Source organism: Ralstonia condita (assembly GCF_958405655.1).
GTDB classification, from domain to species: Bacteria; Pseudomonadota; Gammaproteobacteria; order Burkholderiales; family Burkholderiaceae; genus Ralstonia; species Ralstonia condita.
Genome location: NZ_CATYWO010000001.1, coordinates 461,003 through 473,562, shown reverse-complemented (window position 1 = coordinate 473,562; position 12,560 = coordinate 461,003). Strand labels below are relative to the sequence as shown.

Annotated in this window: 10 protein-coding genes; 7 read left to right on the top strand and 3 right to left on the bottom strand. The window is 66.1% G+C overall.

Features of this window, described 5'->3' with window-relative positions; genetic code table 11:
• Positions 1-93 precede the first annotated feature (93 nt).
• A complete protein-coding gene (gene exaC / locus R2N03_RS02210) occupies positions 94-1,614 on the bottom strand; it encodes an acetaldehyde dehydrogenase ExaC (protein WP_316654705.1) in 1,521 nt (506 codons plus the stop codon).
• A gap of 275 nt (positions 1,615-1,889) precedes the next feature.
• On the opposite strand from exaC, the gene R2N03_RS02205 reads away from it, so the two are divergent.
• From R2N03_RS02205 to R2N03_RS02190, 4 genes are all read left to right on the top strand, one after another.
• Positions 1,890-2,687, top strand: coding sequence for a quinoprotein dehydrogenase-associated SoxYZ-like carrier (locus R2N03_RS02205; RefSeq protein ID WP_316654703.1), 798 nt, complete (start codon positions 1,890-1,892; stop codon positions 2,685-2,687).
• The gene (locus tag R2N03_RS02200) at positions 2,684-3,622 is read left to right on the top strand and encodes a quinoprotein relay system zinc metallohydrolase 1 (protein ID WP_316654701.1); all 939 of its coding nucleotides are present in this window, start codon (positions 2,684-2,686) and stop codon (positions 3,620-3,622) included. The genes R2N03_RS02205 and R2N03_RS02200 overlap by 4 nt, the downstream gene beginning before the upstream one ends.
• Before the next feature lie 37 nt (positions 3,623-3,659).
• Positions 3,660-4,598 carry an MBL fold metallo-hydrolase gene (locus R2N03_RS02195; RefSeq protein ID WP_316656500.1) on the top strand — a complete coding sequence of 313 codons (939 nt, stop codon included), beginning with the start codon at positions 3,660-3,662 and terminating at the stop codon, positions 4,596-4,598.
• A gap of 286 nt (positions 4,599-4,884) precedes the next feature.
• Complete coding sequence (locus tag R2N03_RS02190; protein ID WP_316654699.1) at positions 4,885-6,009, top strand: porin; 1,125 nt, start codon at positions 4,885-4,887, stop codon at positions 6,007-6,009.
• Positions 6,010-6,111: 102 nt separating this feature from the next.
• Here R2N03_RS02190 and R2N03_RS02185 read toward each other — a convergent pair whose 3' ends face one another.
• Positions 6,112-7,176, bottom strand: a complete 1,065-nt coding sequence (locus R2N03_RS02185) for a porin (protein WP_316654698.1) — start codon at positions 7,174-7,176, stop codon at positions 6,112-6,114.
• A 118-nt stretch (positions 7,177-7,294) separates the two neighbouring features.
• On the bottom strand, positions 7,295-9,181 hold the full coding sequence (locus tag R2N03_RS02180) for a bifunctional sugar phosphate isomerase/epimerase/4-hydroxyphenylpyruvate dioxygenase family protein (RefSeq protein WP_316654696.1): 1,887 nt from the start codon (positions 9,179-9,181) through the stop codon (positions 7,295-7,297).
• A gap of 142 nt (positions 9,182-9,323) precedes the next feature.
• Here R2N03_RS02180 and R2N03_RS02175 point away from each other — a divergent pair, with 142 nt between their 5' ends.
• The 3 genes from R2N03_RS02175 to R2N03_RS02165 all read left to right on the top strand — a co-directional run bounded on the left by R2N03_RS02175 (position 9,324) and on the right by R2N03_RS02165 (position 12,536).
• Positions 9,324-10,091, top strand: coding sequence for an IclR family transcriptional regulator domain-containing protein (locus tag R2N03_RS02175; protein WP_316654694.1), 768 nt, complete (start codon positions 9,324-9,326; stop codon positions 10,089-10,091).
• Positions 10,092-10,297: 206 nt separating this feature from the next.
• Complete coding sequence (locus tag R2N03_RS02170; protein WP_316654692.1) at positions 10,298-11,683, top strand: MFS transporter; 1,386 nt, start codon at positions 10,298-10,300, stop codon at positions 11,681-11,683.
• Between the two features lie 19 nt (positions 11,684-11,702).
• On the top strand, positions 11,703-12,536 hold the full coding sequence (locus R2N03_RS02165) for a shikimate dehydrogenase family protein (RefSeq protein ID WP_316654689.1): 834 nt from the start codon (positions 11,703-11,705) through the stop codon (positions 12,534-12,536).
• The last annotated feature ends 24 nt before the right edge of the window (positions 12,537-12,560 follow it).

Genomic DNA, 12,560 nt, shown 5'->3' with positions numbered 1-12,560 from the left:
ATGTTTGCCCGCGAAGTCTTTGCTGCGCGGGTGGGGGGGGGGGGCGGGCGGGGGGTTGGGTATGACGGGCCGCCGCCCGCGTCTGCTACACCATCAGAAGAAGCCCAGCGGCTGGGTGTCGTAGCTCACCAGCAGGTTCTTGGTCTGCTGGTAGTGGTCGAGCATCATCTTGTGGGTCTCGCGGCCCACGCCCGACTTCTTGTAGCCACCGAACGCAGCGTGCGCCGGATACAGGTGGTAGCAGTTGGTCCACACGCGCCCTGCCTTGATGGCACGGCCCACGCGATAGGCGCGGTTGATGTCACGCGTCCACACGCCGGCGCCCAGGCCGTACTCGGTATCGTTGGCGATGTGAATGGCCTGTGCCTCGTCCTTGAACGTCGTCACGGCAATCACCGGGCCAAAGATCTCTTCCTGGAACACACGCATGCTGTTGTTGCCCTTGAGCAGCGTCGGCTTGATGTAGTAGCCCTTCGACAGGTTGCCCGGCAGCACTTCCACGTCGCCGCCGATCAGGCATTCGGCGCCTTCTTCCTGTGCCAGCTCCAGATAGCTGCGGATCTTGTAGAACTGCTGCTCCGAGGCCTGCGCGCCGACCATCGTATCGGTGTCGAGCGGGTCACCGCGCTTGATGGCGGCCACCTTGGTCATCACCGCGTCCATGAAGCGGCTGTAGATCGATTCCTGCACCAGCGCGCGCGACGGGCACGTGCACACTTCGCCCTGGTTGAAGAAGCCCAGCACCAGGCCTTCGGCGGCCTTCTCGATGAAGCTCGGCTCGGCCTGCATGATGTCTTCGAAGTAGATGTTGGGCGACTTGCCGCCCAGCTCCACCGTCGACGGGATGATGTTCTCGGCCGCGCACTTCAGGATGTGCGAGCCCACCGGGGTCGAGCCCGTGAAGGCGATCTTGGCGATGCGCTTGCTGGTGGCCAGCGCTTCGCCGGCTTCCTTGCCATAACCATGCACGACGTTCAGCACGCCCGCCGGCAGCAAGTCGCCAATCAGCTCCATCAACACATTGATGCCCAGCGGCGTCTGCTCGGCGGGCTTGAGCACGACGCAGTTACCGGCGGCCAGTGCGGGTGCCAGCTTCCACGCGGCCATCAGCAGCGGAAAGTTCCACGGAATGATCTGGCCGACCACGCCCAGCGGTTCGTGGATGTGATACGCGACGGTATGCTCGTTGATCTCCGCCGCCGAACCTTCCTGCGCGCGGATGCAACCGGCGAAGTAGCGGAAATGGTCTGCCGCCAGCGGGATGTCGGCGTTGAGCGTTTCACGCACGGGCTTGCCGTTGTCCCACGTTTCGGTCACGGCCAGCAGTTCGAGGTTCTGCTCGATGCGGTCGGCAATCTTCAGCAGGATCAGCGAGCGGTCCTGCACGGAAGTGCGGCCCCAGGCGTCGGCGGCAGCGTGCGCGGCGTCGAGCGCGCGGTCGATGTCTTCAGCGGTCGAGCGCGGAAACTCGGCGATCACCTCACCCGTCACCGGCGTGGTGTTGGTGAAGTACTGGCCCTTGACCGGCGCAACGAATTCGCCGCCGATGAAGTTGCCGTAGCGCGGCTTGAACGAAACGATGGCGCCGGGCGTGCCGGGATGAGCGTAACGCATGGGTTGTCTCCTGATGTATGAGTGATGACGTCAGCGTTCTGGTCGACGCTGTGTCCGCTCAGACTCTGCAAAAGGCGGGCCATGCCTGACCGCGTGCGCTCCACGTGCGCGGCATCGGCTCTGCGGCCTCGCACGGCCGGTTGATTGCTCCAGAATGCAACACTGGCTGTTCCAAAGCGCAACGCTCCGGCGGGCCGCACACAGGTGCATGGGGTCATGCCGCATGGCACGCATTTCGCAGTGGCGCCAGTTCTCCAGACCCACCAAAGCACCCGATGAGACCGGCCCATTCGAATGCCCTCGCCGTCGCGCGCGGCTGTGCCGTTGCCGCGCTGGTCCTTGCCTGCCTGCCCCGGCCGGGATGGGCCCAGGCAAACGTGGACCCCGCCGGTTCACCGCTGTGGCCTGCGGTGCATCAGGAAATCCTGCAGGACGCACCTGCCACGTTCGACAACCGGATCCGGGTGACCGGCCCCGCGTTTGCGGAAGACGCCATGCAGGTGCCGATTGCGTTTGACGCGTCGGCGCTCGGCAAGGTCGAGCGCATCGTCGTCGCAGTGGACCGGAACCCGATCCGACAGGTGCTGGAGTTCGAGCCGAAGACGGTACGCCCCGCGCTGTCGTTCCGGTTCAAGCTGCAGGAGGCATCGCCGGTGCGCATCGCGGCGCGCACGCAGGACGGTATCTGGCACGTGGCCACGCTGATGGTGGACGCAACCGGCGGGGGCTGCACGCTGCCCGGCGCAACCCGCAAGAACGCAACGTGGAGCACGACACTCAACCGCGTCGAATCGCGGGTGTTTCCGGACTTCAACGGCACGGGCAGCCGCATCCGCCTGCGCGTCATGCATCCGATGGACACCGGCCTGGTCGCTGGCATTCCTTCGTTCCATATTGAACGGCTGGAACTGCTGGACGGCCACCGCCAGCCCATGCTGCGGCTCGCATTGCACGAGCCCGTGGCAGAAAACCCGATCTTCTCCTTCGACCTCGACGGGCCTGCGGGGCGGGGCATCTCCGTGGTGGGCGCCGACAACAACGGCAACCGCATCCGTGCACAGGTGACGCCATGACGCGAGCACTGGGCATCCTGCTGAGTCTGCTGATGCTGGCGCTCCCGGTGCGGGCGCAGGGCCTCGACTACCACCTCACGCCACACCGGGTGGCACCCGACGTCTGGGTACTCGAAGGCGCCAATGCCGATTTCGCGGCCGCCAACGGCTGCAACATCATCAACACGGGGTTCATCGATACCGGCGACGGCGTGCTCGTGATCAACACGGGCCCGTCCGCGCAGTACGGCGAGCAACAGCGGCGCGCCATCGGCACGGTCACGTCGGCGCCGGTGCGCTGGGTCTTCAACCTGAACCTGCATCCGGACTACTTCTTCGGCAACCAGGCCTACGCGGATATCGGCGTGCAGGCGCTGCCAGGCACCATCCTTGGCGCACAACGGGAAGGCGCAGCCTACGCCGACAACCTCTACCGCATCTGCGGCGACTGGATGAAGGACACGGTATCGACGCCGCCCACGCAGCCGCTCGCGCCTGGGCAGCGCAGCTTCGGGCGCCATCGCATCGAGCTCATCCGTCTCGAAGGCCACACCGGCGACGATCTCGTGCTCGTGGACCGCACCAGCGGCGTGATGTTTGCGGGTGGGCTTGCCTTTCGCGATCGCATTCCCACGACGCCACATGCCGATCTCCAGCATTGGCTTGCGAGTCTTGACACACTCGAGCGCATCGTCGCCGAGCGCGGCGTGCGGGTGCTGATCCCGAGCCACGGCCCTGCGCTCGGCAAGGCGGATGCCATTGCGCAGACGCGCGCGTATCTGCGCTGGCTGGATGCGCGTCTGCGTCGCGCGGCGGAAGACGGTCGCGACCTGGCCGAGGTGTTGGCGATGCCCGTGGCGCCGGAGTTTGCCCGGTGGGGCGGCATGCCCACCGAGTACGTGCGCAACGTGACGCGCTTCTATCCGGGCTACGAGAGCGCGGCGCTGGCCCGGTGACGGTGACATGGCCGAACCCCCTGCCCGGCGACAGTGGATGCGCCTCATGCTTGCGATGACGATGCAGCCTGCATTGAACGCGGTCGCCGAGCCCGTGCGCGTCACGCTTCTGCGCCTGCAGGATGGCCTGTACGCGGCACGCGCGGATAACGCCGAAGCAGCACGCGCCAACGCGGGCCAGGTCGTACCGACGCTGGTGCACCTCACCGGCAATGGCGTGCTGGTGGTCGACCCCGGTCCGCACCTGCGATGGGGCGATCGGCTCATCGCCGCCATCCGTCACCTCACCGCCGAGCCGATCCGCTGGGTGGTCAACACCCACGCGCACCCCGAGCATGTGCTGGCCAACGCTGCCTTCGCACGGTTGCAGCCGCGTCCGGCCTTCCTCGCTTCGGCAGCCACTGCCAGCCTGATGCAGCAGCGCTGCGAGACCTGCCTGGCGAGACTGACGCGCCTGCTGGGCGAGTCCGCCATGCGCGGCACAGAGATCGTGATCCCCGAGCCCGCCCTGCGCGACGGCGACTGGCTGCATACCGGCAAGACCGCCTGGCAGGTCCACATCCACGCGGCTGCGCACAGCGCTTCCGACACCGTGCTTTACGCGCCGCAACGGCGCGTGCTGTGCGCAGGGGGCCTGGCCTACCGGGAACGGGTGCCCGATCTGCAGGAGGGTTCGCTACCCGGTTGGCGACAGGCGTTGCGGTCGCTGGTGCAATTGCCGGCCGACCTTGTCGTCGCGACAGCCATTGGCACGCCAGCGCAGACGTTGCACCCAACGCTGGCCTATCTCGACGCACTCAACACGTCGATTGCCCAGGCCATCGAGGCGGGCGGGGACGCCGCACACGCGCTCGACTACGTGCCCGGCGATGCGTATCGCGATTGGCGCAACTTCCATCCCCGGCATGCGCTGAACGTGGCGCGCGCCTGGCGCGAACTGGAAGACCGCTGGATGGACCGCGCCCCGCTGCTGTAACGCGCCGCCCGCCGCGCCCTGCTCCACGGCTGAACACGCAGCGGGACAGGTGTTGCATGCACTGTCTCGCGACACCACACCACCCACGCCGGATCGACCATGCGCAAACGTTGCTCAAAGCGGCGCAACGCCTTGCAACGTGTTGCAAACAGACGCCAGCACGATGGTATGCAATTTGCGATCCCCCGCCCGGCGCTGGGGCACGGATCGCGTGCCTGGCGTTCACCTCAAACCGGTCCGGGCCACATCGGCCGGACCGATGACACAAAGACAATACGGAGACAGCATGCAAAGCAAACACCTTCGAGGCGTGTTCCTGGCCGCCACCCTGGGCTGCGCCGCAGGGAGCGCCCTGGCGCAATCGTCGGTCACCCTCTACGGTACGGTCGATGCCGGACTGCAATACCGGAACCGCGGGGCGGACAACGCCGGCAGCGTGACGGAGCTGCATTCCGGCGGCATCAGCCCGAGCATCTGGGGGCTCAGGGGTGTCGAAGACCTCGGCGGCGGATTGAAGGCCACGTTCAACCTCGAAGGTCATTACAGCAGCGACACGGGCACGCTCACCACGGGCCCCGGTTTCAGCTCGGAACTCTTCCGCCGGCAAGCGAACGTGGGACTCAGCGGCAACTGGGGGGCGATCACGCTCGGCCGTCAATACAGCCCTGCGCTGCTCGGCACCATCGGCACCGAGGCTCGCGGCTTCAAGGAACAGTTCTCGAATCTGTACGGCTGGGCCTACAACCAGTTGTCCGCGCCGGGCAACGCCATGGGCGCCGGCAGCAACCCGGGCAACGACGTGGGCGTGTTCACCGCCAACACGCTGCAGTATTCCAACAACGTCGGTCCGGTGTGGCTCGGCGTGGCGTACTCGCTTGGCGAAGCGGCGGGCAGCTTCAAGAAGGGCAATGAGATCTCACTGGGCGCCACCTACACGGGCCCGGTAGTGGTCGGCCTGGGTTATCAGTCGACCGCCGACAGTGGCACGGGCGAAACCCTCAGCAGGCTGTGGAGTGCCGGCGTTGCGGTACCGTTTGGCGCGTTCACGGGCAAGCTCAACTACATCGGCGTGACCAACAACGCTCCCAGCGGTGCGCGCGTTTCCGACGTCAAGTCGATCGGCGCGGGGCTCGACTACAAATGGAGTGCGAGCAACACCGCCACGCTCGCCGGCTACTACAGCAAGTACGAAAGCAGCGCACATGACAGCTCGACCAAATCGATCGTGCTGAGCAACGACTACGCCTTCTCCAAGCGCACGACGCTGTACGCGCAACTGGTGTACGTGGATGCCGGCGCCGTGGGCACGGCCGACCCGCTGGAAAGCCTGAAGACCTCCATCGTTGCAGGCGGTACTGCAGCGGGTGCGAAGACCGTGCTGGCCGGCATCGGCCTCAAGCATGCGTTCTGACCTGCCTTAAAGCAGAAAGGCCCCGGGGGCGATGCGCTCCCGGAGCCCGTTTCGTGACGGCAAAGACAGCCCTGCTGCGCCGTCCGTCACGGCTTGCCTGCCTCAGAACTTGTGACGCACGCCCAGCATCACGCCCAGCCGCGCGTTGTTGCCATACGTATTGCCCGAGTTGTTGAACGTGGGGGCACTGTTGAGCGCGATCCACGCGCCTTGCAGGTGCGTGTAGTCCACCTCGGCATACACATCGGTGCGCTTGCTGAAGGCGTAGTCGAGCATGCCTGCGGTGGTCAGGCGCTTGCCGCTGGTGTCGAGATGTCGCATCCAGTCGTACTGCACCGTTCCGATCAGGCTGAGCGCGCCCCCGAGCGGCACCTTCGCGCCGACATAGGCAGCCTGATTCTTGTAGTCCGCCACGTCGAGGCGGTTGTTCGTATACCCGAGATACCAGGTTGCGATGGCCGTATCGAGCCGGCCGCCAAAGCCCCAGACCGTCTGCTTGCTGGCCAGCGCCGCCGGCACCGCACCGAAGAACGCCGATGACACATCCCGCGTGACCTGGTACACCGCGCCCACTTCGGCGGGTCCCATGCTGTAGACGATCGAGCCCGCGCCGGCCGAGCTCTTGCTCACGCTGCCGGCCGCTTCGCCGAATGTCCATGCGCCGGCCAATTGCAGACCGCCGAACGACTTGATGTACTTGACCGTGTTGTCGTAGCGCAGGCCGGTGTAGTTGCCGCCCTGATAGCCGACGATGGAGTTGTTGGCAAACGCCATCGCCTCGTACGAAGACAGGATCTCGTGCGCCAGCGTGTACTGCCGGCCGAGGTACAGCTTGCCGTAGTCGCCCTCCAGCCCGACCACGGCCGTGCGTCCGAACAAACGCCCGCCCTGCTGGCTGCTGCCGGTATCCGGCGAGAAGCCCGACTCCAGGATGAACATGGCCTTGGTGCCGCCACCCAGGTCCTCGGTGCCGCGCAGGCCCCAGCGGCTGCCGGTCAGGACGCCGTCTGTCATTTGCAGATTGCTGTTGCCGACCGCGTTCTCGTGCGTGCTGTAGCGGATGGTGGTGTCGATCAGCCCGTAGAGCGTGACGCCGCCTGAAGATTGCGCCGCGGCCGGAAGGCTCGCGGCGCCAAGCACCAGCGCGGCAATCATTGTGTTGTTCATGGCTCCCTGTCTCCTTTTCGATGTGGTGGGTGTGCAAATCCATTGCGATGGCTGCGCGTGCAGCCACGGGTACTGCATTGAAGCGGTCCGCGGCGCTGAGACCCGCGAAGGCACGAGATCAGCGATGCGCCACTGCCGCGTCGTGACGGCCTAGCTGGGCTTGCACGGCCATGCGCACAGCGGCGTTGGCTGCCCCGTAACCCAGATAGCCGTTGCGCTCGACAAGCTCGAAGAAAAAGCGCTCGCGGAAGGGCTCGGTGTAGGCGTGCAGAAAATCGCCATGGGCGTCGCGGTCGTAAAGCAACCGGTCATCGTGCAGGCGGGTCAGCAGCGCGTCATCCAGACCCAGCCGTGCCGCCACGTCGTCGTAGTAGTTCTCGGGCACGTGCTGCATACGGGCGGCGCTGCGGTCGATGGACTCGACGGTTGCGAAGAGTCGCTCGGTGCGGAAGGCGATGTGATGGACCCCCGAACCCGCCGAGGCTGCGATGAACCGGCCGGTCGCGGTGCGCCCGCTCTCCGATACGTTGAGCGGAATCCGCACGTTGCGATCGCGGCTGACCATCGCGCGGCTCTTGACGAGGCCGTACGGATCGGCGATTTCCTGCACCGCCTCGGCCTGCATGCCAAAGACCGCGCGATAGAACAGCACGAAGCTGTCGAGCCGGTGGGCGGGCAGCGCCTGTGCGACGTGGTCGATCGACGCGAGCCCGGTCGCATCGGCATGCACGCCGGGCAGAAGACTGAAGTCGCTTTCGTAGATGCTGCGATCGGCCTGGCGGTCGTCGATCAGATACAGCAGCGTGCCATCGGGTGCCCTCAGCGCGGGAATGCTGCGCTCGCTCGGCCCCACCGGGCTACGCCACTCGTGGCAGCACAGCGTGCGGGCACGCTCCATCGCGCGTTCGGCATCGTCCACCTTGAGGCCGATCGCACAGACCGACGGCCCATGCAGCTGAAAGTGCTCGGACGCGGCACTGTCCTGCTCCATGTTGAGGATGACGTTCACGCGCCCCTGCCGGTACAGGTCGACGGCCTTGGAGCGGTGGTGCCCCGCGAAGGCGAAACCCAGCGCACGCAGGCGTGCTTCCAGCTCGCGCCCCGCTGCGGCGTCCACGGCAAACTCGAGGAAATCCACGCCATCGAAATGGCCAGGCGCAGGCAGCACTGCGCCGCCGGCTTCCGATTCCAGCCAGAGCAGCGAGCGCATGCCGTCCTGTGCCGTCGGCCGTGCGGGCGCGGCACGGAACTCGTCATTGAAGACTTCCAGCGAAAGCGGGCCGGTGTAGCCCGCGTCAAGCAGTGCGCGCGCGAAATCGGTCACCGGCAGATCACCCTGCCCGGGGAAGTTGCGGTGGTGCCGGCTCCAGGACAGCACGTCCATCGACAACTGCGGCGCATCCGCAAACTGCACGAAGAACAGCTTGTCGGCCGGCACGTCCGTCAGCCCATCCAGCGTGTCGCCGAGCGACAGCGTATGGAAGCTGTCGAGAATCAGCCCCAGCGCGGGGTGATCCGCCTGCTGGACGATCTGCCAGGCCTGGCGCCAGTACCGCGTGTGCCGGCCCCAGGCGAGCGCTTCGTAACCCACGCGCAGCCCGCGCTGCGCCGCCGCGTCCGCCATGCGGCGCAAATCGTCTGCCGCACGCGCGGCGTCGTCGATGGCGACGTCCTGCACGTTGCTGCACACGAGGACGGTGTCCACGCCCAGCTGCGCCATCACGTCAAACTTGCGCTCGGCGCGCGCCAGATTGCGGGACAGCAGCTCGCGCGGCATGGCTTCGAAATCCCGGAACGGCTGATACAGCATGATTGCCAGCCCCAGGTCGGACGCCATCCGGCGCACGCTGGCCGGCGATCCATCGAAGTTCAGCAGATCGTTTTCGAAGATCTCGATGCCGTCAAACCCGGCGGCGGCGGCGGCTTCCAGCTTTTCCGGCAGCGTGCCCGACAGGCACACGGTGGCGATGCATTTGGGACGGCGTCCCGGGAGAGGCGAACTCATGGCGAAGGCGTAGCGCAGGGGGCGTTCGGACGATGCCCGCAGCGTAGGCGGACACCTCCACCCTCACAAGCGTCATTCGCGCAACAACGTTCGATGATCGTACAATCGCGCGCACACATCGTTCGTTTCTAGGGTTATCGCCATGAAGAAAGAGCCGTTGGATCGGCGCGACTGGATTGCCGGACTGGAAAAGGGGCTGGCCATCCTGGAGGCCTTCGACCACGAACACCCGCGCCTGACGCCGACGCAGGCGGCCGAACTGACGGGCCTCACGCGCACCGCTGCGCGCCGCTACCTGCTGACCCTGGAACACCTCGGCTACACCACGAGCGAAGGCACGCTTTTCAGCCTGACGCCACGCGTGCTGAAGGTCGGCTGGTCGTACTTCGATTCCGCGCGGCTGCCGCGCACGGTGCAGCCCTTCCTGCAGCAGGTGACGGCTGCCGTGGGCGAGGTGGCGTACCTGAGCGTCCTGGATGGGTGGGAACTGGTCTTCATTTCGCGCACCAGCACCAGCCGCGTCATGAGCACCGGCTTCGTACTGGGCGCGCGCGTGCCTGCGCCGCTTGCCTCCGCAGGGGTGATGATGCTGGCCGCGCAGCCGGAGCACACGGTACAGGCGTGGCTGGAAACGTGCGTGCTGACGCCCTACACGCCCTACACCATCCTGCAGCGGGAGCGGCTGCTGGAGGAGATCCGCAAGGCCGGCCGGCAGGACTACGCGGTGGTCGAGCAGCAATTGCAGATTGGTGTGCGTGGGGTGGCGGTGCCGCTGCGCGACCGCCACGGCAATGTCATCGCGGCGCTGAGCGTGAACATGCCGATTGGCGAAGAGACCACCGAGCACGCGTTGCAGCGCGTGCTGCAGGTCCTGCAGGACACGGCGCTCTCGATCATGCGGGTGCTGTAGCCCCGAACGCACCCTGCCGCCGCCACGCAATCTTCTGACGAACCGGCCCACTCGGACAAACCCTTGAGTCGTGCGTTATTCGCACCATGACGTGCGATCATCGATCATTTTCACTCGCGATTCGCTTGTGCCCCGCCGTCGTGCGGGACTACGCTGCGGTGCGTATAGAGACGGCCATCGCCGCACGATAAAACTTGGAGACCACCATGACCGCAGCACCCACCCACGAGCCTCCGGGCAAGCACCAGTCGAAGAAGGCCGCCGCCAGCGGCTGGATCGGCTCGGCGCTCGAGTACTACGACTTCTTCATCTACGCCACCGCGGCGGCACTGATCTTCCCGCAGATCTTCTTCCCCAAGGGCGATCCGAAGACGGCCATCATGGCCTCGCTCGCCACCTACGGCGTGGGATACGTGGCGCGGCCGATCGGCGCCTTCGTGCTTGGGCACCTGGGCGATACGCACGGGCGCAAGAATGTGCTGCTGTGGTGCATGTTCCTGATGGGCTTTTCGACCATCGGCGTGGGTCTGCTGCCCACCTATGACCAGGTGGGCCTGCTCGCGCCGACGCTGCTCGTCGTCATGCGGCTGATCCAGGGCTTTGCCGTGGCCGGCGAAATTTCGGGCGCCAGCTCGATGATCCTGGAGCACGCCCCGTTTGGCCGGCGCGGGTTCTTTGCAAGCTTTACGCTGCAAGGCGTGCAGGCCGGGCAGATCCTGGCGGCCGCCGTATTCCTGCCGTTGGCGCACTACATGCCCGCCGACCAGTTCAACAGCTGGGGCTGGCGCGTTCCGTTCCTGCTCAGCTTCGTGGTCATCGCCGCTGGCTACATCATCCGTCGCGAAGTGCACGAGACCCCTGCCTTCACGGCCGAGAAGCAACAACACGCGCGCCCGCGCTCGCCCGTCATCGACGCCTTCAAGTACAGCACGCCCGACATGCTGCGCGTGGTGTGCATGTCCCTGATGAACGTGATTCCGGTGGTGGCGACCATCTTTGGCGCGGCGTACGCCGTGCAGCCCGCCTACGGTATCGGCTTCGCCAAGGACATGTATCTCTGGATTCCGGTGGTGGGCAATATCGTTGCCGTACTGGTGATTCCGTATGTGGGCGACCTGTCGGACCGCATCGGCCGCAAGCCGCCCATCGTGATCGGCTCGCTGCTCTCGGGCCTGCTCGCGTTTGCCTATCTGTATGCCATCAGCGTCAAGAATGTGCCTCTTGCGTTCATCATGTCACTGCTCATGTGGGGCGTGGTCTACCAAGGCTATAACGCGGTCTTCCCGAGTTTCTATCCCGAACTGTTTCCGACGCGCACGCGTGTCTCGGCAATGGCGATCGCACAGAATGTCGGCACCGCCATCACGGCCATGCTGCCGGCCCTCTTCACGGCCGTCGCGCCGCCGGGTGCCGTCAATATCTGGCTGACGGTTGGCGCGATCGCCTTCGCCACCAGCGTGATTGCCGCACTGGCAGCCCTCACGGCCCGCGAAACCTATCGCATCCACATGAACGACCTGGGCCAGCCCAGCGCACAACCCGTCGACAAGGCCGAATATGCCCGCCAGCGGGCCGGAGCACTGGCCGCCTGACCCACGCGTCTCCCGCATCATGATTTCTGGAAAAACCACCCTGATCGCCCACATCGGCTACCCGACGGAGACATTCAAGTCACCGATGATCTACAACCCCTGGTTCGAGCAAAAAGGCATCGATGCCGTGGTGGTGCCCATGGGGGTCAAGGCCGAGGATTACACGCAGTCCTTCCAGTCGATCGTCCGCTTCACCAACCTGCGCGGCGCGCTGATCACGATGCCGCACAAGGTGGCGACGGTCGACCTGGTGGACGAGGTGACCCCCGCCGTACGGATTGCCGGTGCGTGCAACGCGGTCCTGAAGCGCGCCGACGGTTCGCTGCTCGGCGACCAGTTCGACGGGGCCGGCTTCGTGCGCGGTGTGCTGCGCAAGGGACGGCAACTCGCGGGATCGCGCGTGCTGCTGTCGGGTGCGGGCGGCGTGGGATCGGCCATCGCCGCCTCGCTGGCGGCGGCCGACGTGGCCGAATTGTCGCTGTACGACACGCGCGCGCAATCCGCAGAGGCACTTGCACAGCGGCTGCGCGAGCATTACCCGGCGCTGATGGTGCGCACGGGCTCCAACGATCCTGACGGCTTCGATGTCGTCGTCAACGCCACGCCCATGGGCATGAAGGACGACGACCCGCTTCCCTTCGACGTGGCGCGCATTGCGCCAGGCTGCTTTGTCGGCGAGGTGGTGATGAAGTCGGAATACACGCCACTGCTGCGTGCGGCGCTCGACAAGGGCTGCGCAGTCCAGGTCGGCACCGACATGCTGTTCGAGATGATCCCCGCCTACCTGGAGTTCTTCGGATTCGGCACCGCAACCGCGGACGAACTCCGGCGCACCGCCGCCATTGCGTACTGAGCGGGCGGCGCTGCACGAACCGTC